Origin of the sequence: Pseudomonas sp. ITEM 17296 (genome assembly GCF_028895205.1) — a bacterium.
Classification (GTDB): domain Bacteria; phylum Pseudomonadota; class Gammaproteobacteria; order Pseudomonadales; family Pseudomonadaceae; genus Aquipseudomonas; species Aquipseudomonas kermanshahensis.
Genome location: NZ_WJRS01000008.1, coordinates 43,631 through 65,480 on the forward strand (window position 1 = coordinate 43,631; position 21,850 = coordinate 65,480).

At 63.3% G+C, this 21,850-nt stretch carries 20 protein-coding genes; 10 read left to right on the forward strand and 10 right to left on the reverse strand.

All coding sequences use genetic code 11. The annotated features are described in order from the left end of the window. The first annotated feature begins 24 nt into the window (after positions 1-24). Positions 25-900 carry an MBL fold metallo-hydrolase gene (locus tag GIB19_RS11550; protein ID WP_274886024.1) on the forward strand — a complete coding sequence of 292 codons (876 nt, stop codon included), beginning with the start codon at positions 25-27 and terminating at the stop codon, positions 898-900. A gap of 27 nt (positions 901-927) precedes the next feature. Further along, the gene (locus tag GIB19_RS11555; protein ID WP_099430318.1) at positions 928-1,542 is read left to right on the forward strand and encodes an NAD(P)-dependent oxidoreductase; all 615 of its coding nucleotides are present in this window, start codon (positions 928-930) and stop codon (positions 1,540-1,542) included. Here GIB19_RS11555 and GIB19_RS11560 read toward each other — a convergent pair. Continuing rightward, the gene (locus GIB19_RS11560; protein WP_099430317.1) at positions 1,536-2,408 is read right to left on the reverse strand and encodes a LysR substrate-binding domain-containing protein; all 873 of its coding nucleotides are present in this window, start codon (positions 2,406-2,408) and stop codon (positions 1,536-1,538) included. The genes GIB19_RS11555 and GIB19_RS11560 overlap by 7 nt on opposite strands. A 114-nt stretch (positions 2,409-2,522) precedes the next feature. Here GIB19_RS11560 and GIB19_RS11565 point away from each other — a divergent pair, with 114 nt between their 5' ends. After that, entirely contained in the window at positions 2,523-4,160 is a 1,638-nt protein-coding gene (locus GIB19_RS11565; RefSeq protein WP_274886026.1) for a 5-guanidino-2-oxopentanoate decarboxylase, read from the forward strand. A 19-nt stretch (positions 4,161-4,179) separates the two neighbouring features. On the opposite strand, the gene GIB19_RS11570 is transcribed toward GIB19_RS11565, so the two are convergent. Further along, complete coding sequence (locus GIB19_RS11570; protein WP_238209413.1) at positions 4,180-5,100, reverse strand: AraC family transcriptional regulator; 921 nt, start codon at positions 5,098-5,100, stop codon at positions 4,180-4,182. A gap of 199 nt (positions 5,101-5,299) precedes the next feature. Between GIB19_RS11570 and GIB19_RS11575 the strand changes: the two genes are divergently transcribed. Together GIB19_RS11575 and GIB19_RS11580 are read left to right on the forward strand one after the other, a co-directional pair. Next, positions 5,300-5,593, forward strand: a complete 294-nt coding sequence (locus tag GIB19_RS11575) for a putative quinol monooxygenase (protein ID WP_027594108.1) — start codon at positions 5,300-5,302, stop codon at positions 5,591-5,593. 56 nt (positions 5,594-5,649) lie between these two features. Further along, positions 5,650-5,883: a hypothetical protein gene (locus GIB19_RS11580; RefSeq protein WP_099455191.1), complete on the forward strand. Its 234-nt coding sequence runs from the start codon at positions 5,650-5,652 to the stop codon at positions 5,881-5,883. Here the strand turns inward: GIB19_RS11580 and GIB19_RS11585 are convergent, their stop codons facing one another. Both GIB19_RS11585 and GIB19_RS11590 read right to left on the reverse strand, forming a co-directional pair. Continuing rightward, a complete protein-coding gene (locus GIB19_RS11585) occupies positions 5,884-6,495 on the reverse strand; it encodes a flavin reductase family protein (protein WP_085273594.1) in 612 nt (203 codons plus the stop codon). It lies immediately after the preceding gene. Between the two features lie 117 nt (positions 6,496-6,612). Then, positions 6,613-6,939 carry a hypothetical protein gene (locus GIB19_RS11590; RefSeq protein ID WP_099455190.1) on the reverse strand — a complete coding sequence of 109 codons (327 nt, stop codon included), beginning with the start codon at positions 6,937-6,939 and terminating at the stop codon, positions 6,613-6,615. 339 nt (positions 6,940-7,278) lie between these two features. Between GIB19_RS11590 and GIB19_RS11595 the strand changes: the two genes are divergently transcribed. Beyond that, positions 7,279-8,031, forward strand: coding sequence for a COG4705 family protein (locus GIB19_RS11595; RefSeq protein WP_027594112.1), 753 nt, complete (start codon positions 7,279-7,281; stop codon positions 8,029-8,031). Here the strand turns inward: GIB19_RS11595 and GIB19_RS11600 are convergent. The 5 genes from GIB19_RS11600 to bglX form a co-directional block, all read right to left on the reverse strand. After that, positions 8,010-9,149, reverse strand: coding sequence for a Fic family protein (locus GIB19_RS11600; protein ID WP_274886030.1), 1,140 nt, complete (start codon positions 9,147-9,149; stop codon positions 8,010-8,012). The two genes, GIB19_RS11595 and GIB19_RS11600, sit on opposite strands and share 22 nt — an antisense overlap. A 507-nt stretch (positions 9,150-9,656) precedes the next feature. Beyond that, positions 9,657-10,976: an MFS transporter gene (locus tag GIB19_RS11605; protein WP_274886032.1), complete on the reverse strand. Its 1,320-nt coding sequence runs from the start codon at positions 10,974-10,976 to the stop codon at positions 9,657-9,659. A gap of 281 nt (positions 10,977-11,257) precedes the next feature. Then, complete coding sequence (locus tag GIB19_RS11610) at positions 11,258-12,583, reverse strand: sigma-54-dependent transcriptional regulator (protein ID WP_085273592.1); 1,326 nt, start codon at positions 12,581-12,583, stop codon at positions 11,258-11,260. Beyond that, positions 12,577-14,334, reverse strand: coding sequence for a sensor histidine kinase (locus tag GIB19_RS11615; protein ID WP_085273591.1), 1,758 nt, complete (start codon positions 14,332-14,334; stop codon positions 12,577-12,579). The genes GIB19_RS11610 and GIB19_RS11615 overlap by 7 nt, the downstream gene beginning before the upstream one ends. Before the next feature lie 117 nt (positions 14,335-14,451). Continuing rightward, on the reverse strand, positions 14,452-16,743 hold the full coding sequence (bglX, locus tag GIB19_RS11620) for a beta-glucosidase BglX (protein WP_099430310.1): 2,292 nt from the start codon (positions 16,741-16,743) through the stop codon (positions 14,452-14,454). A gap of 186 nt (positions 16,744-16,929) precedes the next feature. On the opposite strand from bglX, the gene GIB19_RS11625 reads away from it, so the two are divergent. Together GIB19_RS11625 and GIB19_RS11630 are read left to right on the forward strand one after the other, a co-directional pair. Further along, the gene (locus GIB19_RS11625) at positions 16,930-17,547 is read left to right on the forward strand and encodes a TPM domain-containing protein (RefSeq protein WP_085273589.1); all 618 of its coding nucleotides are present in this window, start codon (positions 16,930-16,932) and stop codon (positions 17,545-17,547) included. Positions 17,548-17,642: 95 nt separating this feature from the next. Continuing rightward, positions 17,643-18,863, forward strand: coding sequence for a class I SAM-dependent methyltransferase (locus GIB19_RS11630; protein WP_274886038.1), 1,221 nt, complete (start codon positions 17,643-17,645; stop codon positions 18,861-18,863). A gap of 308 nt (positions 18,864-19,171) precedes the next feature. Here the strand turns inward: GIB19_RS11630 and GIB19_RS11635 are convergent, their stop codons facing one another. Next, positions 19,172-20,182 carry a DUF4917 family protein gene (locus GIB19_RS11635; protein WP_274886040.1) on the reverse strand — a complete coding sequence of 337 codons (1,011 nt, stop codon included), beginning with the start codon at positions 20,180-20,182 and terminating at the stop codon, positions 19,172-19,174. Between the two features lie 134 nt (positions 20,183-20,316). Between GIB19_RS11635 and GIB19_RS11640 the strand changes: the two genes are divergently transcribed. Together GIB19_RS11640 and GIB19_RS11645 are read left to right on the forward strand one after the other, a co-directional pair. Beyond that, positions 20,317-20,856, forward strand: a complete 540-nt coding sequence (locus GIB19_RS11640; RefSeq protein WP_274886041.1) for an RNA polymerase sigma factor — start codon at positions 20,317-20,319, stop codon at positions 20,854-20,856. Then, the gene (locus tag GIB19_RS11645) at positions 20,849-21,811 is read left to right on the forward strand and encodes a FecR family protein (protein WP_274886042.1); all 963 of its coding nucleotides are present in this window, start codon (positions 20,849-20,851) and stop codon (positions 21,809-21,811) included. Before GIB19_RS11640 ends, GIB19_RS11645 begins: the two co-directional genes overlap by 8 nt. The last annotated feature ends 39 nt before the right edge of the window (positions 21,812-21,850 follow it).

A 21,850-nucleotide genomic window follows, 5' to 3' on the forward strand; every position in this document is an offset into this window, starting at 1 on the left:
TCTTCTTCAAGACGGACCGTTGCGATGTCGCTATTCACTCCCTTGCGTGGCCTGATGCTGGCCTGTGTTGCGCTGACCGGCCAGGCGCTGGCTGCCGAACCTTTGCAGTTGGACGTCTACAACCCTGGCCACGAGGCGATTTTCCCGGTCAGTTCGGTGATTGTCAGTGGCGAAAAGGACGCCGTGCTGGTCGATGCCCAGTTCGGCAAGGCCCAGGCCGAACAGGTGGTCGAGCGCCTGCGTGCCGGAGGCAAGCGGCTGACAACCATCTACATCAGCCATGGCGACCCGGACTACTACTTCGGCCTCGACACACTGACCCAGGCTTTCCCACAGGCCAAGGTCGTCGCCTCTGCGGCTACCGTCGCGCATATTCGCCAGACCATGGACGCGAAGCTGGCCTATTGGGGCCCGCAAATGGGCGCGGATAAACCGGCCCGCCTGGTCGTGCCTGCGGTGCTCGAAGGCCATCGCCTGACCCTGGAGGGCCAGGCGCTCGACGTGGTCGGCCTGGACGGCCCACAGCCTGATCGCAGCTTTGTCTGGATTCCATCGATCAAGGCGGTAGTCGGTGGGGTGGTGGTTTCGGAACACATCCATGTGTGGATGGCCGATACCCAGTCGGCCAAGTCGCATGCCGACTGGCTGGGCACGCTCAAACGGATCGAGCAGTTGGCACCGCGCACCGTGGTCCCCGGCCATTACCTCGGCCAAAGCAGCCGTTCGCTCGCCGCCGTGCGCTTCACGGCGGGCTACATTCAGGCATTCGATGCCGAAACCGCCAAGGCAAAAGACGCCGCTGCGTTGGTGGCTGCGATGAAAAAACGCTACCCGGACCTGGCCGACGAGAGCTCGCTGGAGCTCGGCGCCAAGGTCGCCAAGGGTGAGATGAAGTGGTAATTCCGTTCAACTGATGGAGTGTTTCCCATGAGCAAGATCGCAATCATTGGCGCCACCGGCCGTGCCGGCAGCCAGTTGCTGGAAGAAGCCCTGCGCCGTGGCCACAGTGTGGTGGCCATTGCCCGCGACCCGTCGCAGCTGCAGGGACGTGAGGGGGTGACCGTCAAGGCACTCGATGCCAAGGACAGCGCAGCGCTGCAAGCGGCTGTCGCCGGTATGGACGCGGTGTTGAGCGCTGCGCATTTCTCGACGATCGAAGCGCACGCCATTATCGAGCCGGTCAAGCGTGCCGGGGTCAAGCGCCTGCTGGTGGTGGGCGGGGCGGGTAGCCTGCTGTTGCCTTCGGGGCACCGGGTGATCGACAGCCCGGACTTCCCCGAGGCCTACAAGGCCGAAGCGAGCGCGGGTGTGCGTTTTCTTGAGGTACTGCGCCAAGAGCCGAACCTGGACTGGACCTTCCTGTCGCCGTCGGCGGAGTTTGTCGAAGGCGAGCGCAGCGGGCACTACACGCTAGGCAAGGATCATCTGCTGATCGGTGCCGATGGCAAGAGCTGGATCACCTTTGCCGACTACGCGATTGCCATGCTCGATGAGCTGGAGAAACCCGCGCATTCGCGGGCGCGGTTCACCGTCGGTTATTGAGCCACTGCCTGCAGCCAGTCCAGCAACTCGACCAGCCCGGCTGGCTGTTGCCTGGCCTGGCTGACCAGGTAATAGCCTTTTCCGGTCGTCACCTTCAGGGCAAACGGCATGCACAGCCGCTTGCTGCGCAGGTCATCGCCGATCAGCGACCAGTCGCCGATGGCCACCCCGGTGCCCTGGGATGCCATGGCCATCGCCATGTCCAGTGTTTCGAAATGCTGCTTCGGCCCCTGTACATCGAACGTGGCACCGGCCGCCTGCAGCCATAAACGCCAGTCATGCTCGTCACGCGAGGGGTGCAGGAGCATGTGGCGCATCAGGTCGTCGATGTTGGCCAACGGCAACGGGCCTTGCAGCAGCGAAGGGGCGCACACTGGCGTCAGTTGCTCGTCGAACAGCTTGCGCACCTGCAACCCCTGGTTCGGCGCGCTGCCATACACCACCGCTGCATCAAAGCCTTCGCGAGCAAAATCCACCCCATGCTGCACCGTGGTGGTCAGCTCTACCGGCACGTCCGGGCGCAGCGCCTGCCATTCCATCAGGCGCGGCAGCAGCCAGCGCATCACGCAGGTTGGCGCCTTGAGTTGCAATGTGGCGCTATGCCCGCCGACTTCCCGCACGCCTTGTTCGATCAGGGCAAACACCTGTTGCACCCTGGGCAGCCAGTCCTGGCCTTCACGGGTCAGGCTCAGGCCACGGGCCTGGCGCTGGAACAGGGCGTAACCGAGGTGCGCTTCAAGCGCGGCGATCTGCCGGCTCACGGCACCTTGGGTGATGTGCAACTGCTGCCCCGCACGGGTGAAATTGCAGTGCTGGGCGGTCACTAGGAAGGTGTGCAAGGCGGGCAGGGGTGGGAGGCGTTTCATTGCACTGAGCCATGATTTGAAGACATGGCTAGTATGTGTTTTTTTGCATTGTGGCGATAGCGCTGCCTTGGGTCCAATAAGCGCAGATTTCAACAAGACTCAAGGTAAACACACATGGCAACCTGCGGCGAAGTACTGGTCAAACTCCTTGAAGGCTATGGTGTGGACCATGTCTTCGGCATTCCAGGCGTGCATACCGTTGAGCTCTATCGCGGCTTGGCAACGTCCTCCATTCGTCATATCACCCCGCGCCACGAGCAAGGTGCCGGCTTCATGGCCGACGGCTACGCACGCACGCGCGGCAAACCCGGGGTGTGCTTCATCATCACCGGCCCAGGGATGACCAATATCACCACCGCCATGGGCCAGGCCTATGCCGATTCGATCCCGATGCTGGTGATTTCCAGCGTGCAATCGCGCGATCAGCTGGGCGGCGGCCGCGGCAAGCTGCACGAACTGCCCAACCAATCTGCACTGGTGTCGGGTGTGGCAGCCTTCTCCCAAACCCTGATGAGCGCAGACGACCTGCCCCAGGTACTGGCCCGGGCCTTCGCGGTGTTCGACGGTGCTCGACCGCGCCCGGTGCATATCGAGATTCCGCTGGACGTACTGGTCGAGCCGGCCGATCACCTGTTGCCGCCCCGCCCGGTCCGCAGCAGCCGGGCAGGTGCCGCGCCGCAGGCCGTGGCGCAGATGGCCGAGCGCCTGGCCCAGGCGAAGCGCCCGTTGATCCTGGCCGGCGGCGGTGCATTGAACGCTGGCGCTTCGCTGGCACGCTTGGCAGAGCAGCTTCAGGCACCGGTGGCATTGACCATCAACGCCAAGGGCTTGCTGGCTTCCAATCATCCTTTGCAAATCGGCTCGACTCAGTCGCTGCCGGCTACCCGTGCGCTGGTGGCCGAAGCGGATGTGGTGTTGGCCATCGGTACCGAGCTGGCCGAAACCGACTATGACGTGACCTTCAAGGGCGGCTTCGAGATCCCGGGCAGCTTGCTGCGGATCGACATCGACCCTGACCAGACGGTGCGCAACTATCTGCCTGAGCTGGCGCTGGTCGCTGACGCCGACCTGGCCGCCGAGGCACTGTGCGTTGCCTTGCAACAGCAGCCGCTGCCGGCGCGTGAAAGTACCTGGGGGCCAGCACGCGTCACGCAGCTGCGCCAATCGCTGGCGGACGGCTGGGACCAGCCGACCCTGAGCCAGACCCGCCTGCTGACCAGTATCCTCCAGACACTGCCCAACGCCATTCTGGTTGGGGATTCGACCCAGCCGGTGTACTCCGGCAACCTCACGCTGGACATGGATGAGCCTCGCCGCTGGTTCAATGCCTCGACCGGCTACGGCACCTTGGGCTATGCACTGCCGGCGGCGATGGGCGCCTGGCTGGGCAGCGCCGCGCAGATCGCCGAGCGCGCGCCGTCGGTTTGCCTGATTGGCGATGGTGGCATGCAGTTCACCCTGCCGGAGCTGGCCAGTGCAGTCGAGGCGCAGGTGCCGCTGATCGTGCTGCTGTGGAACAACCAGGGTTACGAAGAAATCAAGAAGTACATGGTCAACCGTGCCATCGAGCCGGTCGGGGTGGATATCCATACCCCTGACTTCATCGGCGTGGCCCGGGCGTTGGGCGCTGACGCGGAGCATGTGAGTGATGTCGCGCAGTTGCAGGCGGCACTGGGGCGTGCGGTGGAGCGCAATGGGCCGACGTTGATTCAGGTTGATCAGAATCAGTGGCAGGCGGCCGTTGCAGGTTAACTGAAACGGCCGGTAACCCTTACCCCGCTGTGGCGCGCAACCGCGCCACATCGCGGATCGGTGGTGCGCCATACAGCCGGCTGTACTCGCGGCTGAATTGCGAAGGGCTTTCATACCCCACGCGATAGCCCGCCACCGCTGCCTCAAGCCCGTCATTGAGCATCAGCCGCCGGGCCTCCTGCAGGCGCAATTGCTTCTGGTACTGCAGCGGGCTCATCGACGTCACGGCCTTGAACCGATGGTGCAAGGTCGAGGTGCTGAGGTTGACCTCACGGGCCAGGTCCTCGATGCGCAACGGCTGCTGGAAGTTCTGGTTGAGCCAGGTGATGGCCTGGCATACCCGATGGGTCTGGCTGTTGGCCAAGGCGATTTCATACAGCCGATAACCCTGCGGCCCACGCAGCAGGCGGTAGAGAATTTCGCGGCGGATCAGCGGCGCCAGCATGGCAATGTCCCGCGGCGAATCCAGCAGGCGGATCAAGCGCAGCAGCGCATCCAGCAACGCTGCATCGGTCTTCTCCACATACAAGCCACGGCCGGAAGGCAGGCTGGGCACCAACATCGGCCCGCTTTCGGCAATCAGCTGGCTGATCTCGGCCGGGTCCAAGTCCAGCCGCAGGCCCAGGCTTGGGTTTTCTGGGCTGGCATCGAGCTTCACGCCGCTCAGTGGCAAGGTCACCGACACCACCATGTAGTGCAGCGGGTCGTAGACGTACTGTTCGTCACCCAGGAACAGGCTCTTGCTGCCATGGGCAAGGACGCACAAGGCCGGCTGCGCCAAGGTGGGCACCGAGCGAACACTCTCCCGATAGCTGACCAGGTACAGGTCGTCGATGGCCGACGCGCTGCCGGGTGGGTCGCCGGCATGCCGGCGGATTAGCTCGGCCAGCTCCTGGCGTTGCACTTCCAGGGGCGGTTCGATGGACGTGGGGGTGGTCATGGTGGCTTCCTCTACTGACTGACGCAGCATAGGTTTGGGCAATGGCGGGCGCTAGTCGAAAGCTGCAAGGCGATTGCCTGATCCTGCCGCGATGCAGGATCAGGCAATCGCCCGGCAGTAATAGCCTAACGCGTCGCGCGGGCCAGCCTCTAACCTTGGCAGCCTGGTTTTTCGTCCGCCTGCTCAAGGAGATCGTGCAATGACCCTACGACAACCGGTCACCCACTTGGCTTTCATCCGTGCCAGCAGCGGTCGTTCGGCGGAGCTGGGCGCGCGCCTGCGCGATTTGCTCGAACCCTCGTTGCGTACACCGGGGTGCCTGAGCTTCACGGTCCAGCGCTCGCAGGCCGACGCCGACCTTTGGCTGCTCAGCGGCAGTTGGCGTGATCAGCAGGCGATGAGCGGCTACTTCGCTTCGCCAACCCTGGAGGTATTCGGTGAGCTGGTGCAGGCGCAAGTGGTCAGCAGCCTGGACCTGCATACCTTCGATTGATTGCTGATGGGCACAGGTTAAAATGTCGCCCTTCGATCAACTACCCTGAGCGCAGCATGGCACGTAGAGAATTCCCGCAGTTCGAAGCCGTTTCGGCGATGGTCCCGGTGGAAGGTGGTGGCTACAACGCCGCAATAGCGGTGAAGGCGCTGGGCATGGGCGGGGCGCCGCGCTTTCACAAGGTACTGGACGGCCAGGTGTTCAAGGGCGCCGTGGCGGCCGATGAAGCCGCCTGCGCCGAGCTGGAACGCCTGCAGGGCGTCACTGAAGAGGGCGAGCTGATCTGGTGATCAGTTGCCCACTTGCGGCCTGGCCATCTTGAACAGGTTGCCCAGTTCGAAATAGTCCGCCGGGCCGCCACCACGCAGGATCGGTTCGGCGGCGGCGGTGTCGTAGATACCGTTTTTCAGCAGGTGCTCGGCAATGTGCACCGCCACCACTTCGCCGAGGATCAGCCAGCTGGGCACCGACTCCTGGTCTGCCCGTTTCAGCTGGACGATCTGGCTCACTTTGCACTCGAACGCCACCGGGGTTTCGCCCACCCGTGGCACCTTGACGACGCGCGACGGCGCTGCTGTCAAACCGCTGAGTTCGAACTCATTGACGTCTGCCGCTACCGCCGCGCAGCTCTGGTTCATCGCCTCGGCCAACGGCCGGGTCGCCAAGTTCCAGACGAACTCGCCGGTCTGCTCGATGTTGTTCAGGCTGTCTTTGCGCCCGACGCTGCAGAAACCGATGATCGGTGGGATGTAGTTGAAGGCGTTGAAGAAGCTGTAGGGCGCCAGGTTCAGGCGGCCTTCGCCGTCGTGGGACGAGATCCAGCCGATTGGGCGGGGGCCGACGATGGCGTTAAAGGGGTCGTGGGGCAGGCCGTGGCCTTTGGCGGGTTCGTAGTAATACATCGGTGCTGGGCTTGCTGGCCCTACCTCTTGGGGGACGAGGCGCTAGTGTGCCAAGCCTTTGCCCGGCTGGAAATGATCAAGCCCGGCCGAAGCCGGGCTGGTTGCACGCATCAGGGGTTAGCTGATGCGGTGGGCGTTGGTGCGGTCGAAGCCGTCTTCGGCAAAACGTTGGCCGCCGGTGCGGTCGAAGCCATCTTCTGCAAAACGTTGAGCGCCAGTGCGGTCGTAGCCGTCTTCGGCGAAGCGCTGTGCACCGGTGCGGTCGTAACCATCTTCAGCGAAGCGTTGGCCGCCTGTGCGGTCGAAACCGTCTTCAGCGTACGCGGCGGATTGGCTCTGTACCGCTGCGAAGGTGTGGGCGCTGGTGCGGTCGAAGCCGTCTTCGGCGAAGGCGCCAGTGGCGATTACCGAGAGGGCCAGGGTGAGGATCAGTTTGTTTTTCATGGTCGTTGCTCCAGGGGTGCGAGAGGTTGTTTGTTTCTATGGGTTTAATCCTACGCCGATAAAATTGATAAAAAAGCGCAAAAAATAGCTTCTAGTTATCGATTATATAGATGTGTATGCCCGCGTCAGCGATGAGCCCTCCAGTGGGCTGAGGGGAACGTTGCAGGGTATGGATCAGCGTTTCGCCAGCCATTGCAGGATGACGACGTCGAATTAATGCGGCGTTAAGGACGAAAATAAGCCTGCAGGCGGTAATGAACGCTTTTTTCATACGCCATAAACCGATTTTTCAGGCTTTGCTCAGCACCATCGCCGCACTCAAAACCGGAGCGGCAAACAATGAATAAACTCCCGCAAATCACCTTGGCCTTCTGGGTCATGAAGATCTGCGCAACGACCCTGGGCGAGACGGCGGGCGATTTGCTGTCGATGACCCTGAATATCGGCTACGCGCTGAGCTCGCTGATGTTGATCAGCGTGTTTCTGCTGACCCTGCTCGGCCAGCTCTACTCACGGCGCTACCACCCGATGCTCTATTGGCTGGTGATTCTTTCCACCAGTACGGCCGGCACCACCATGTCCGACTTCATGGACCGCACGCTTGGCTTGGGCTACGCCGCAGGCTCGTCGATTCTGATCGGCATCTTGCTGCTGACCTTCCTGGTGTGGCGCCTGAGTGGTAACCCCTTGGACGTCACCCGTATCAAGAACCGCGCGGGCGAGTTGTTCTATTGGGTGGCGATTCTGTTCTCGAACACCTTGGGCACCGCCTTGGGCGATTACCTGGCAGATGATTCGGGGCTTGGCTTTGCCGGTGGTGCCTTGCTGGTGGGCAGTGCCATCGCGCTGGTGGTTGTGGCGCGTTACTGGACACGCATCCCGGGCGTGGTGCTGTTCTGGGTCGCGTTCGTCCTGACCCGCCCGTTCGGCGCCACCCTGGGCGACGTCCTGACCAAGCCACACGAGAAAGGTGGGCTGGACTTCGGCACGGTCGGCTCATCGGCAGTGCTGGCCGGTGTGCTGCTGGTACTGGTGCTGATGGCGACCTATTACCAGCGGCGGGAGCCGCGTCAGGTGCTGGAGATGTCCTGAGTATTGATGCGATAACGGGTACTGCGGCCCCCGCCCGGCAGGCGGGCCAGGCACGCCTTGTCGAGCAGGTCGGTGAGGTGGCGGGTTGCAGTGGCCTTGGAGACTTTCGCAACGGCCTGGTACTGCGCAGCATTGATACCTTCTTCGAAGCCGCGTGGGCCCCCGTCGAGCAGCCGGTTGAGCACCTTGACCTGTTCGGGTAAAAGGCCGTCCGCCCGATGCACATGCCAGAACCTGGCTTTAGTGAGTATCCGGTCGATGTTCAGCAACGCCTGCTCGAGGCTGCGCAGCAGGGTTTCAAGGAACCAGGTCAGCCACCGGGTAATGTCGAGGCCGTCCTTCTGGCTGTTCTCCAGTATCTGGTAGTAGCCAGCCCGGTCTTCCAGGATGCTGGCAGACATGGCGTAGAAGCGGATTGCCTGCTGCTCGGCCTGGGCCAGCGCCAAGTCGGTGATGGCGCGGGTCAGGCGGCCATTGCCATCGTCGAACGGGTGCAAGGTGACGAACCAGAAATGGGCGACACCTGCGCGTAGAAGGGGGTCTAGGTGAGTGGCATGGCGGCTGCTGGCAAACCAATCGAGAAAAGCTGCAACCTGCTCTTCAAGGCCATCACGGGGCGGTGCCTGAAAGTGCACCGTGGGCTTGTCGAGGCGACCGGAGATCACCTGCAGGGTTGTCTCGTCACGCAGTTGGCCCACCAGAACTGCTTTGCTCAGGCCTTCTTCCGCCGCTGGGAACAACCAGTGATGCCAGGTGAGCAGGCGCTGCAAGGTCAGCGGTTGGTCGTACCCGCGTGTCGCATCCAGCATCAATTCAGCCAGCCCTTCGCTCCGCGCAGTAGTCGCGCCTTGCTCATGGATGCCCAGCCGTCGAGCGAGGGACGAGCGCACCGAACCCACGTTCAGCTGTTCACCCTCGATCGCCGACGACGTGACAATGTTCTGCAGCAGTGTGTCGAGGATGTTCTCGCACTCGCTGATCGCATCGATGGAGCCGATCTTGCCCAGCAGGCGTCCTTGCATCTCGACGCAACTGCGTAGCAATGGGGCAAGGGCGTCGCTTTGCCACTGGAAATGGGGCCAGTCGGATTGCTGCCATATCCATAGTGGGCTGTTCATGATCGCTCCAACTTATCGGTGAGCCGAATAATACTGCTATTCGGCTCATTATGTGAGCCGAATAGGGCCGTTAATCGGCTCACGCCATAAAAAGGTTCTTCACGTAATGTTGGGGAAGTGTGGCTGCGATTTGCTTGCTGAGAGATAGGGTGAAAGCTGCCAAGTGCTTGGCTTGGGTTTTGAGGTGGTGCGCAAATCGAGCGCCGCCCGCGTGGCGCTTCGCAGCACAAGGCTGCTCCTACCTCTGTTTCGGGCCAGTTACGCCTGTACCTGCGCGCGCGACCGCCTTGTTTGTTCCGCACGATATCGAGGTGGCCGCCAAAGGGCCGCGCGCCTTTGTCTCAGGGCTCATTGGCCCGAACCGATGTAGGAGCAGCCTTGTGCTGCGAAGCGCCGCGCGGGCGGCGCTCGATCTCAAAGGCGCATAAGATCCAGCGACAAGCACCCCCAAAAAAAAGGGCGCCCCGTGCAACGGAGCGCCCCTTTTTCATATCTGCCGGATCAGTATCAGTCGGTGGTGATGCGCGAATGATGCTTGGTGTCTTTCATGGTCGCGTACACCAGCAGCGAGCAGGCGATGCAGCCGGTGACGTACCAGTAGAAGCCGGTTTCCATGCCATTGCTCTTGAACCACAGGGCGACGTATTCGGCGGTGCCGCCGAAGATCGACACGGTCAGGGCGTATGGCAGGCCAACGCCCAGGGCGCGGATTTCAGTCGGGAACAGTTCGGCTTTGACCACCGCGTTGATCGAGGTGTAGCCACTGACGATGATCAGCGCCGCCATGATCAGGAAGAACGCGCCCCACCAGGTTTGCACGGTGTGCAAGGTGCTGAGGATCGGCACAGTGAACAGCGTGCCGAGTACACCGAAGGCGATCAGAATCGGGCGCCGGCCGATCTTGTCGGACAGGCCGCCGATCACCGGCTGCAGGCACATGAACAGGAACAGCGTGGCGGCCGAGATGGTGGTCGAGTCGCTGATGCTCATGCCTACGGTGTTGACCAGGTACTTTTGCATGTAGGTGGTGTAGGTGTAGAAGGCCAGGGTGCCGCCCATGGTCAGGCCGACCACGGTCATCAGCTCTTTGGGATGACGCATCAGGGTGCGCATCAGGCTTTCTTTGGACTTTTCCTTCTTGGTGAAGGAGGCGGTCTCTTCCATGCCGCGACGCAGGTACAGCGCAACCACCGCGCACAGCGCGCCGATCACGAAGGGAACACGCCAGCCCCAGGCATACAGCTGCTCGGTGGTGAGCGTCTGTTGCAGGATGATCAGCACCGCCAGGGCAATGAGCTGGCCAGAAATCAGGGTCACGTACTGGAAGCTAGAGAAGAACCCACGGCGCTCCTTGCTGGCCATCTCGCTGAGGTAGGTGGCCGAGGTGCCGTATTCACCGCCCACCGACAGGCCCTGCAGCAAGCGTGCGAAGACCAGCAGGATCGGCGCGGCGACGCCGATGGTTTCATAGCCGGGCGTCAGGGCGATGAGCAGCGAGCCCCCGCACATCAGCAGGACCGAGGCCATCAGCGCGGCCTTGCGGCCTTTGCGGTCGGCATACAGGCCCATCAGCCAGCCACCGATCGGGCGCATGAGGAAGCCCACGGCGAAGATCGCGGCGGTGTTGAGCAGTTGTGCGGTGCTGTCGCCAGCGGGGAAGAAGGCTTTGGCGAAGTACAGCGAGAATGCGGCGTAGACGTACCAGTCGTACCATTCGACCATGTTGCCGATGGACCCGCTGAAGATCGACTTCAAACGGCTGGCGGTGGTTTTTTCTGCGGCCGGCGCGATGGCCGCCCCGGTTGGCAGGGAGGTGGCGTTATCCATCAGGGATACCTTCTCGTTGTTTTTGTGGAGCGCGCCGGAGCGCTGCTTACCACGGTGATTGCAGAAGGTGTGCCAAATGGGTGCGAGGTGATTCATTTGAGGGCGCTGCACCCCGTTCGCAGGTAAGCCCGCCTGCACCAAGCCCACTGCGCATGCGGGCTTGGTGGGCGCGGGCTTGCCCGCGAAAGGCTGCAAGGCAGCCCCTTGCAGGTAAAGCGTTGGCATCACGGATGAGCGGATTTCCGCTCATTTAGCGCGGATGGTAAGCAGAAATTCGCCTATTACAGGAAGTCTTCGCGCACCAACCCGTGCCGCTGCATTTTCTCGTTCAGCGTACGCCGCGGCAGCTGCAAAGCCTCCATCACCCCCTTGATCTCCCCTTTGCTCTGACGCAACGCCGCCCGCAAGCACTGCGCTTCAAACGCCTCCATCTGCTCGCCCAGCGACTGCCCGGCCGGTGCCACTTCTATGTTCGGCGAACCCAGCCCCAGCGCATGCCGCTCCGCCGCGTTGGCCAACTCGCGCACGTTGCCCGGCCAGTCGTGGGAAAGCAGTTGCGCCAACTGGCTACCGCTGAGCGGCGGCGCTGTTCTGCCCAGTTTTTCAGCGCCAGCACGGGCAAAGTGTTCGAACAGCAAGGGGATGTCCTCACGTCGCTCTCGCAAGGGGGCCAAGCGCAGCTCGGCAACGTTCAAGCGATAGGCGAGGTCTTCGCGAAAGCGCCCGGCGCGGGCTTCTTCCAGCAGGTCCGGTTTGGTCGCGGCGATGATGCGCAAGTCGACGCTGATGCTCTGGTTGGCGCCCAGGCGTTCGAGCTTCTGTTCCTGGATCACCCGCAGCAGTTTTGCCTGCTGGGCCAGGGGCATGCTCTCGATCTCGTCAAGAAACACCGTGCCCCCGTTGGCATACTCAAGCTTGCCGATCCGCTTGCCCTGGGCGCCGGTGAAGGCGCCGCTCTCATGGCCAAACAGCTCGGCTTCGAACAGTGATTCAGGGATTGCCGCGCAGTTGAGGGCCACGAAGGGTTTGCCCGCACGCGGGCCGAAGTCGTGCAGGCAGCGGGCCACGCGCTCCTTGCCACTGCCGGTTTCGCCGCGGATCAGCACATTGACCGGCAGGCCGGCCAGCTCCAGCACCTGCCGGCGCAGCTGTTGCAGGCCCTGGGACATGCCCAGCAGGGTGTTTTCGAGGCGTGACTTGAGGTCGGCCTGCTCGTGCAGCCGGCGGTTCTCCAGCACCAGTTGGCGCTTTTCCAGGGCGCGACGCAGGCTGCCCAGCAGGTGCTGCGGGGTGAAGGGTTTTTCGAGGAAGTCGTAGGCCCCCTTGCGCATGGCATCCACCGCCATCGGCACATCGCCATGGCCAGTCAGCAGGATTACCGGCAGGTCGGGGTCCTCTGCCTGCAAGCGCTCGAGCAGTTGCAGGCCATCCATGCCCGGCATGCGCACATCGCTGATGATCACGCCGGCAAAGTGCTGTGGCAATTGCGCCAGGCAATCCTCGGCGCGGGCGAACAGTTGCACGCTGAAGCCGGACAGGCTCAGCCATTGCTCGACCGCCGTGCGGATACTGGCTTCATCATCGACGACGATCACTGAATTCAACATACAGGCTCCAGGTCGCGGGGCAGGGTGAGGCTCAGGCGGGCGCCGCCCGGCAGGTTCTCGGCCTGCAGTTGGCCGCCGGCCTCGTGGACGATGCCATAGGAAATGGCCAGGCCAAGGCCCAGCCCTTCGCCCACGGGTTTGGTGGTGAAGAAGGGGTCGAAGACCTTGGCCAGGTGTTCTTCGGCAATACCGCCCCCCGAATCGAGCACGCTCAGGCGCCACTGGTCGTGATCCAGCTCGATGCGGATCTCCAGGCGTTTGTAGCGTTTGTCGGCCATGGCGTCGAGGGCATTGCGCAACAGGTTGATCAGCACTTGCTCCAGGCGGATGGCGTCCCCGCGCACCCAGGCTGGGCGTGCCAGGTACAGCGCGACCTCGACGCCCTCGCTGCGAATACGGGTATCCAGCAAGTGCAGGGCCTGGTCGACCACGCCGGCCAGGTCCAGGCGCTCGCGCAGCCCGACCGGGCTGTTGCGGGCAAAGGTCTTCAGGTGGCTGGTGAGCGCGGCCATGCGTGTGAGCATCTGTTCCAGGGGTTCAAGGGCCTTGCGCGCTTCGTCGTAGCGGCCATGGTCGAGCAGCAGGCGCAGGGTTTCCAACTGCATGCGCTGGGTGGTCAGCGGCTGGTTGATCTCGTGGGCCATGGCCGCCGACATCTGCCCGAGGGCGGCCAGCTTGGCCGATTGCACCAGGCCTTCTTGCGCGGTGCGCAGTTCACGGGTGCGCTCTTCGACCTGGCGCTTGAGTGCTTCGCGGCTGCGCTGGCGCAAGCGTGCCAGGCGCAGGCGCTGGCTGACGAACAGCGCCGCGAAGACCAGGCTCAGCCACACGGCCGCAGCGCCAAGGGCGGCGTTGCGACCGTCGGCGGCGACCTGCGGTTTGCGCAACAGGTGCAAGGTCCAGTCTTCACCTTGCAGCGGCAGGCGTTCCCACAGGTATTCGGCGACGCCCTCCGGCCCTTGCACGCGGGCCAGGTGGCTATTGTCGGCAAAACGGGTCAGAACCTGATGCTGCAGGGGCACCAGGGGTTGTTTGTCGTACTGGCGGGTTTCAGCCAGTTCTGCACGGTCAGCGCCGCTCAGCGGCTGCAGCTCGCGGTAGCGCCAGCCGTCCTGGTTGGCGATGAAGGTAATGCCACGGGCATCGCTGACCAGCAGGATATCGTTGCCCTGGCGCCATTCACGTTCCAGCTCGGGGAATTCGAGCTTGACCACCATGGCACCGAGGAAGCGGCCATGCTCATCATTCACCGCGCTGGCCAGGAAGTAGCCGGGCACGCCACTGGTCACACCCACCGCGTAGAAGCGGCCGCTGCCTTGGCTGCGGGTCTGTTTGAAATAGGGGCGAAAGCCGTAGTTGGAGCCCACGTAGCTGCTCGGCAGCCGCCAGTTACTGGCCGCGATGGCCAGCCCGGTGCGGTCGAGCAGTTCGAGGGTAGACGAGTTGGCGGCACCGTTGATGCGTTCGAGCTTGCGGTTCAGGGCGTCTTGTACCGGCTCGCTGACCGGGCCGCGCAGGGCTGCGATCAGTTCCGGGTCGAGTGCCAGCACGGCGGGCAGGGCGCGGTAGCGTTCGATCAGGGTATGCAGGGCGTTGGCGTACAGGCCCAGTTGCTGGCTGGCGCGCTGGGCGTCGTCTGCCATGGCCTGGCGCTTGGCCTGGTGCATGGCCCAGCCGGCGCTGAGCGCGGTGCCGAGCAGGATGAACAGGACGATCAGCCCCAGACGCAGGGCGCGAAAGGAAAACGGCATGGGGCGGATCCGAAAGATGAGGGGGATCAGGGCCGGCCCATTCGCGGGTAAACCCGCTCCCACAGCGATGGCATGTAGCCTGGGGAGCGGGTTTATCCAGCAAAAGGCTGGTACTGCTTACAACAACTCGAAACTTTTCTGCTGCACCGCCTCGGAATCCAGCCCTACCTGGACATTGAACTCCCCAGGCTCTGCAACCCGCTGCAGTTGGCCATTGTAGAACTTCAGGTCTTCCTCATTGATGCTGAAGGTCAAGGTTCGCGACTCGCCAGCCTTGAGCATCAGTTTCTGGAAGTTCTTCAGCTCTTTGACCGGGCGGCTCATGGAGGCCGAGACATCCTGCAGATACAGCTGCACCACGGTCTCGCCGTCACGCTTGCCGGTGTTCTTCACCGTGACCTTGGCCTCCAGCGTAGCGCCACGCTTGAGGTCCTTGCTCGACAGGGCCAGGCCCGACAATTCGAAGCTGCTGTAGCTCAAGCCATAACCAAACGGATACAGCGGCCCGTTGGGCTCTTCGAAGTACTGCGAGGTGTAGTTGCCTGGCTTGCCGGGTGTGAACGGCCGGCCAATGCGCGTGTGGTTGTAGTACATCGGAATCTGCCCGACCGAACGCGGGAAGGTGATGGCCAGCTTGCCGGACGGGTTGTAGTCGCCGAACAGCACGTCAGCGATGGCATTGCCGCCTTCGGTGCCGCTGAACCAGGTTTCCAGCAGGGCGTCGGCCTGCTCGCGTTCCCACGCGATCGACAGCGGGCGGCCATTCATCAGCACCAGTACCAGCGGCTTGCCGGTGGCTTTCAGGGCCTTGATCAGTTCGCGCTGGCTGGCCGGAATTTCCAGGGTGGTACGGCTCGACGACTCGTGAGACATGCCACGCGACTCGCCGACCACCGCGACCACCACGTCGGACTGCTGCGCGGCCTTGACCGCTTCATCGATCAATACCGCGGCAGGGCGCAGGTCGTTGACGATTTCCGGGGCGTCGAAGTTGAGGAAGTTCAGGTAGTCGAACATCGCCTTGTCACCGGTGACGTTGGAACCCTTGGCGTAGACCAGCTTGGCCTTGCCTTCCACGGCGCGGCGCAGGCCTTCGCGAACGGTCACCGAATGCACCGGTTTGCCGTCGGCCGCCCAGCTGCCCATCATGTCGATCGGCGCATCGGCCAATGGGCCGACCAGGGCAATGGTGCCGGCCTTCTTCAGTGGCAGGGTCTGGTTGCGGTTTTCCAGCAGGACCAGGCTGCGGCGGGCCACGTCACGCGCGGCATCGCGGTGCAGGCGGTCGTTGCCGTAGTAGTCCTTGAGGTCGGTTTCGGCTTTGCCGATTCGCACGTACGGGTCTTTGAACAGGCCCATGTCGTACTTGGCGCCAAGCACTTCGCGCACCGCCTGGTCCAGTTCGCCCTGGGTCACTTCACCGTCCTTGAGCAGCCCTGGCAGCTCTTCGCCATACAGGGTGTCGTTCATGCTCATGTCGATACCGGCCTTGATCGCCAGTTTGGCCGCTTCACGGCCGTCACGGGCAACCCCGTGGCGGATCAGTTCCTGGATGGCGCCGTGGTCACTGATGGTCACACCTTTGAAGCCCCACTCCTTGCGCAGCAGGTCGTTCATCAACCAGGTGTTGGAGGTGGCCGGCACGCCGTTGATCGAGTTCAACGCCACCATGACCCCGCCAGCACCGGCATCGAGCGCGGCGCGGTAGGGCGGCAGGTAGTCGTTGTACATTTTCGTCAGGCTCATATCGACCGTGTTGTAGTCGCGGCCGCCCTCCACCGCGCCATACAGGGCAAAGTGCTTGACGATGGCCATGATGCTGTCGGGGTTGGCCGGGCTGCTGCCCTGGAACGAGCGGACCATCACCTGGCCGATTCGCGAGGTCAGGTAGGTGTCTTCACCAAAGCCTTCACTGGTGCGGCCCCAGCGCGGGTCGCGGGCGATGTCGACCATCGGCGCGAAGGTCATGTCCAGGGCGTCGGCAGCGGCCTCGATGGCGGCAGTGCGGCCGACCTTGGCAATCGCGTCCATGTCCCAGGTCGCGGCCATGCCCAGGCCGATCGGGAAAATGGTGCGCTCGCCGTGAATGGTGTCGTAGGCGAAGAACATCGGAATCTTCAGGCGGCTGCGCATGGCGGCGTCCTGCATCGGCCGGTTCTCGGGCGCGGTGCGCGAGTTGAAAGTGCCACCGATGCGGCCTGCGGCGATTTCTTCGCGGATTTGCTCGTGGGTCATCTCCGGGCCGATGCTGATCAGGCGCAGCTGGCCGATTTTTTCGGCCTCGGTCATCTGGCTGATCAGGTGATCGATGAACGCCTGCTTGTCCTGCAGGGGCGGAGCGGTAGGGGCGGCGAGGGCCGCCTGACTGACAAGGCCCATGGCCAGGCCCAGCAAAGACAGTTTCATCATCAATTCCGTTGTGGGGCCTCTGCCGTATCCACCGTGATACGCGCGCGGCCGAAGTTTTCAGGCGGCTATTGTTGTACAGTTCGGGGGCGATTCTTCCAGCGGCGGATTATGCCTGAATATGTCGGCGGCCGATGGCACCCTGAATGCCTGGACAACAACAATAAGAACGATCGAGAGACCGCTGGCATGACCCCCCTCAACGAATACGATCAACGTCAGATCGCCGAAGCCATTGCCCGTGCCGAACGGCGTACCGATGCCGAACTGGTAACGGTGCTGGCCCGCCGTGCCGACGATTACGCCTACCTGCCACTGTTCTGGGCCGCGGTGCTGGCGCTGGCCGTACCGGGCTTGCTGCAGATGCTGCTGGGCTGGCCCGGTATCCGTGGCCTGCTGGTGGCCAACGTCGTGCTGTTCATCGGCTTGTGCCTGCTGCTGCGCCACCCGCGCCTGGCCGGCTGGCTGATCCCGCGTGCCTGGCGCCGCTGGCGGGCGTCGAGCCTGGCCCGCCAGCAGTTTCGCGAGCAGAACCTGCAGCGCACCCGCGGTGCCACGGGGGTGCTGATTTTCGTCAGCGAAGCGGAGCGGCATGTGGAAATCCTGGTCGACCAAGGGGTCGAGCAATACCTCGATGCCAGCGCCCGCGCGGCCATCGTAGGGCGCTTTGCCGAACAGGTGCGTCAGGGCCGGACCTTGCAAGGCTTTGTCGATTGCATCGACGCCTGCGGTGAGTTGCTCAGTGAGCACGTGCCGCGCACCCATGCCCGCAACGAACTGCCCAACCGTTTGGTGATTCTGGACTGACAAAAGCGGGCGTATGGATTGGGGGGCCAGCCTCACACCTGTAGAATGCGTGGCATTGCGCAACGCGCTCCCCGCAACTCGAGGCACCGTTTTTCATGTCCGCCAGTCCTTCTGCTTCCACCGCCCCAGAGGCGCGCACCCAGTTCCTTGAGCTGCTGAGCGCTGCCCTGCACGGCAATACCTTGGTCAAACTGGTGCTGGCGCGCCATGTGGGTGCCGATCAGTCTCTGCAGCGGATCATCGCCAAGCCACTGCAGGTCAAGGGCCAGCCCTGCCTGTCACTGGTGTATCGCCACCAGACCCGTGACATCACCCGCAACCTGCCACTGGAGCAGGCCGAAGCGCTGGTTGCCGAGCTGCTGCCTGACAGCTTTCGCAATGCGCACCTGTTCGATGCGGACGGCGAAGTGCAGCTGACCTTCAGCAAGAAAGGCAAGCCCATGCTCCAGCGCCACGGCGCCCAGGCGCCGCGTGATGCGGCTGCGAGCAGTGGCCATGACCGGGAGAAAAAGCGTTACCTGGAGCTGTCGCGGCCCTTTTTGCGTGACCTGGGCGTGACCGATGCGCAAGGTGCGCTGATCCCGTCGATGTCGCGCAAGTGGAAGCAGATCAACAAGTTCATCGAGGTGTTCGAGCACGCCCTGGCCAGCGCGCCGCTGCCTTCCGAACAGGCCCTGCGCGTAGCCGACTTTGGCTCGGGCAAGGGTTACCTGACCTTCGCCATGCACGACTACCTGCGCAACACGCTGGGCCGCGACGCCCAGGTGACCGGCGTGGAGCTGCGCCAGGAAATGGTCGACCTGTGCAACGCCGCGGCCTCGCGCCTGGACCACCCGGGCCTAGAATTCCAGTGCGGCGATGTACGCAGCGTGGTGCCCGAAGCCATCGAGGTGATGATCGCCCTGCATGCCTGCGACATCGCCACCGACTACGCCATCCACACCGGCATCCGCTGCAACGCCGCGATCATCATGTGCTCGCCGTGCTGCCACAAACAGATCCGCCCGCAACTGCACAGCCCAGGCTTGCTACAGCCGATGCTGCAGTATGGGTTGCACCTGGGGCAGCAGGCCGAGATGCTCACCGACAGCCTGCGAGCGCTGTACCTGGAAGCCTGTGGTTATGAAACCAAGGTGTTCGAGTTCATTTCGTTGGAACACACCAACAAGAACAAGATGATTCTCGCGGTGAAGCGCAAACAGCCGGTGGATAACGCGGCGCTGCTGGAGAAGATTGCGCAACTCAAGGGGTTTTATGGGGTGCAGGAGCATTGCCTGGAGACGTTGTTGCGGGGGGATGGGTTGATTGCGGGTTGAGGGGGGGGCTTTTGTGCGCATGCCGTGAGTACTGCAGCGGCTGTAAGACCGAGCGCCGCCCGCGCGGCGCTTCGCAGCACAAGGCTGCTCCTGCATCTGTTTCGGGCCAGTCACGCCTGTGAAGGCGGCGCGCGAACGCCTTCTTGGTCCGACTCGATATTGAGGCGGGCACGAAGGGGCCGCGCGACCATGCCACAGGAATAATTGGCCCGAAACAGATGTAGGAGCAGCCTTGTGCTGCGAAGCGCCGCGCGGGCGGCGCTCGGCCTCAAAGGCGCCAAAAATGTTGTGGCGAACAGATACCCACCTCAACGCCGAGCAGCCGGCACCTCGATCGCCAAGTCAGCCAACCCCAACGGGTGCGTACTCGCATCGAAAAAGTGCAGCGCAGTCGCCGGTAAATCTCCGAACCGGTCGATGAAGTGCTGCTTCTGATTGATCACCGACGCCTCCCCCAACGGCCGAATGGCAATCGACAAATGGCGAGGTTGTGCCTGTCGAACCGCCTCGACCAGGTGCTGGTCACTGCTGTCCAGATGCTGCCCGAACAGGCATAGCCCCTGGCTCTCCTGCGCCAATTGCGCCAAGCCCCAGCTGAGGTAGTCCGAGTGACGAATGGCGCGCAGCTTTTCGTCGCTGCGGTCCTCATTGACGAACAAGGGCACTTCCCCCGGAATGTTCACGGCAAAGCCATCGAGCAACTCGGCGCTCTCTGCGCTGCGTTGGCGGGTGGTGCCATCCGGCAGTTTCAGCAGGTGCAGGCCGCCATGCAGGTGCAGCACGCGGGTGCCTTCACTGCGGGTGCGGCGTACGTCGAAAAAGCCTTGCTCATCGAACAGCTCGGCAAAACCTTGGGGGGCGTGCTGCACGGCCCAAGGCAAGATCAGGTCGTAGTTGCTGGTGTAGATGTTGCGATAGCCGCGCAAGGCCTGGTTCAGCATGGCCAGCGTGGCGGCTGGCATCAAAGGCCATGGCAGGTGCACCGTGCGCACGGCATGAATCAGCGCCTCCTTGATCGAGTAGTAGCGGTTCAGCGGTGCAGTGGAGTTGATGGCCAGGGCTGCGTTGACCCGTACCGTGCTGTTGAGGGCGCTGAGCACGGGCTCGAACAATTCGGTGGCGAGTGACTTGAACAAGGCTTGGTCGCTGATCGCCAGGCCTTTTTTGCGGCCCGCGCGCTGCGCTTCCTCGAACAGCGAGAAATAGCCAAACGGCTTCCACAATGCACGGCTGGCGCCGTTGCCCAGCAGCAGGGCGTCGCAAGGGTGGCGTTGGTCGAGTTCTGGCCAGGGGGTGAGGTAAGCGTCAAGTGCGGGCATGCGGGGTCCGTTGGGCGGAGCGGAAAACGGGGCGACTGTAGCATGTCATTCAAGCGCTAGGTGATTGAGGCTGGCGAGGACAAGAAGTCATGTGTGAGAATGATACGGATTCCTATTGGCGACGCTCACCTTCAATGACATCCTTTTCCACACCCTGGAGCGGCCCTGCGCCGGCCTTGCAGGCGGTCGTCGATGATCTGCTGGCCAACTACAGTGACCTGCGTCGCTACCTCAGCGGGCGCCTGCGCAACCCCGACGACGCCGCTGACATCGCTCAGTCCAGCTTTGCCCAGGCCTATGCCCACGCGCTGAATGCGCCGGTACTCAATGCGCGCGCGTTGTTGTTCCAGGCGGCGCGTAACTTGTGCATCGATCAGTACCGGCGCCGCAGCACCGAGTTGGCGGCGCTGGAAGACTGGCTGGTGCGCGTCGACGGCTTGAGCCCCAGCGTCGAGGACATCCTGATCGCGCGCGAGCAGTTGCAGCAACTGATTGCACTGATCGAGCGCATGCCGCGCCTGCGCCGCGAAGTATTCGTGCGGGTGCGGCTGTATGGCCAGAGCCATCGCGAAGTGTGTGAGGCGCTGACGCTGTCGGCCAAGTCGGTGGAATTGCACATCGCCCGCGCGGTGTTCGACCTCTCCGAACTGCGCCTGGCCAGCCGCCATGGCTGACCCGGTTGCCGCACGCAAGGTGCAACAGGCCTTGGTCTACCTCGCGGCGATGCATGGCGACGACCCCACGCGTGTGCGCGAAGCCAGCGGCCAGGCGCTGCGCTGGCGGGGTAAGAGCGACGAACATGAGCGCGCCTGGCATGAGGCCGAGCAGCGCTGGCAACTGGTGCATCGCCTGGCGCCGCAATTGCGCGGCGCCCTGCAGCCGCAGCCGCATGATCCGAGCCGTCGGCGCCTGTTGCGCCAGGGCGGCGCGTTGGCGGTACTGCTGGCGGCAGGTGGCTGGCTGGGCTGGATGTGGCAGCGCACCGCTGCATTCCAGCAAGAGCTGCAGACCGCGCACGGCGAACAGCCCCGCAGCCTGGCCTTGCCCGATGGCAGCCAACTGCTGGTGGCGGCCGAGAGCAACCTGCGTATCCGCTTCGACCATGGCCAGCGCCAGGTGATGCTGTTGCACGGCAATGTCTTCTTCGACGTCGCCCATGAGCGCTGGCGGCCTTTCCATATCAGCACCCGTGTGGGCAGTGTCCAGGTGCTGGGCACGGCCTTCACGGTCAGCGACCGGGGTGACCGGGTGTTCGTGGCGGTGGCCCGCGGCCGTGTACAGGTGCGTGACCTGCACGGTGGCGAACGTACCCTTGGCGCTGGCGAACGTGTCTTCATCGATGGTCAGGGGCACCTGAGCAACCTGCATGCGCAGGGGCGACTCGGCCCGGACGTCGACCATTGGCAACGCGGGTGGTGGTCTTACACCGACCAGTCGCTGCGCGAAGTGATCGGCGAGCTCAATGCCTATCTGCCGCAGCCCGTGCTGCTGGCGCCGGAAGTCGCCGAACTGAAGCTGACCGGCAGCTTCCCTATCGATCAGCCGCAGAAACTGCTGGAAGCGTTGCCACGCATTCTGCCGGTACGCCTGAGCGAACGGCAGGGCAGGGTGGAACTGTTGGCGCGCTGAAAAAAGTTTTGAGGGGTAAGCCGCTGGAGCGGCGTCATC

Coding starts and splice junctions, on each gene's coding strand:
- GIB19_RS11550 (WP_274886024.1), top strand. CDS start 25: ATGTCGCTATTCACTCCCTTGCGTGGCCTGATGCTGGCCTGTGTTGCG.
- GIB19_RS11555 (WP_099430318.1), top strand. CDS start 928: ATGAGCAAGATCGCAATCATTGGCGCCACCGGCCGTGCCGGCAGCCAG.
- GIB19_RS11560 (WP_099430317.1), bottom strand. CDS start 2,408: ATGAAACGCCTCCCACCCCTGCCCGCCTTGCACACCTTCCTAGTGACC.
- GIB19_RS11565 (WP_274886026.1), top strand. CDS start 2,523: ATGGCAACCTGCGGCGAAGTACTGGTCAAACTCCTTGAAGGCTATGGT.
- GIB19_RS11570 (WP_238209413.1), bottom strand. CDS start 5,100: ATGACCACCCCCACGTCCATCGAACCGCCCCTGGAAGTGCAACGCCAG.
- GIB19_RS11575 (WP_027594108.1), top strand. CDS start 5,300: ATGACCCTACGACAACCGGTCACCCACTTGGCTTTCATCCGTGCCAGC.
- GIB19_RS11580 (WP_099455191.1), top strand. CDS start 5,650: ATGGCACGTAGAGAATTCCCGCAGTTCGAAGCCGTTTCGGCGATGGTC.
- GIB19_RS11585 (WP_085273594.1), bottom strand. CDS start 6,495: ATGTATTACTACGAACCCGCCAAAGGCCACGGCCTGCCCCACGACCCC.
- GIB19_RS11590 (WP_099455190.1), bottom strand. CDS start 6,939: ATGAAAAACAAACTGATCCTCACCCTGGCCCTCTCGGTAATCGCCACT.
- GIB19_RS11595 (WP_027594112.1), top strand. CDS start 7,279: ATGAATAAACTCCCGCAAATCACCTTGGCCTTCTGGGTCATGAAGATC.
- GIB19_RS11600 (WP_274886030.1), bottom strand. CDS start 9,149: ATGAACAGCCCACTATGGATATGGCAGCAATCCGACTGGCCCCATTTC.
- GIB19_RS11605 (WP_274886032.1), bottom strand. CDS start 10,976: ATGGATAACGCCACCTCCCTGCCAACCGGGGCGGCCATCGCGCCGGCC.
- GIB19_RS11610 (WP_085273592.1), bottom strand. CDS start 12,583: ATGTTGAATTCAGTGATCGTCGTCGATGATGAAGCCAGTATCCGCACG.
- GIB19_RS11615 (WP_085273591.1), bottom strand. CDS start 14,334: ATGCCGTTTTCCTTTCGCGCCCTGCGTCTGGGGCTGATCGTCCTGTTC.
- bglX (WP_099430310.1), bottom strand. CDS start 16,743: ATGATGAAACTGTCTTTGCTGGGCCTGGCCATGGGCCTTGTCAGTCAG.
- GIB19_RS11625 (WP_085273589.1), top strand. CDS start 16,930: ATGACCCCCCTCAACGAATACGATCAACGTCAGATCGCCGAAGCCATT.
- GIB19_RS11630 (WP_274886038.1), top strand. CDS start 17,643: ATGTCCGCCAGTCCTTCTGCTTCCACCGCCCCAGAGGCGCGCACCCAG.
- GIB19_RS11635 (WP_274886040.1), bottom strand. CDS start 20,182: ATGCCCGCACTTGACGCTTACCTCACCCCCTGGCCAGAACTCGACCAA.
- GIB19_RS11640 (WP_274886041.1), top strand. CDS start 20,317: ATGACATCCTTTTCCACACCCTGGAGCGGCCCTGCGCCGGCCTTGCAG.
- GIB19_RS11645 (WP_274886042.1), top strand. CDS start 20,849: ATGGCTGACCCGGTTGCCGCACGCAAGGTGCAACAGGCCTTGGTCTAC.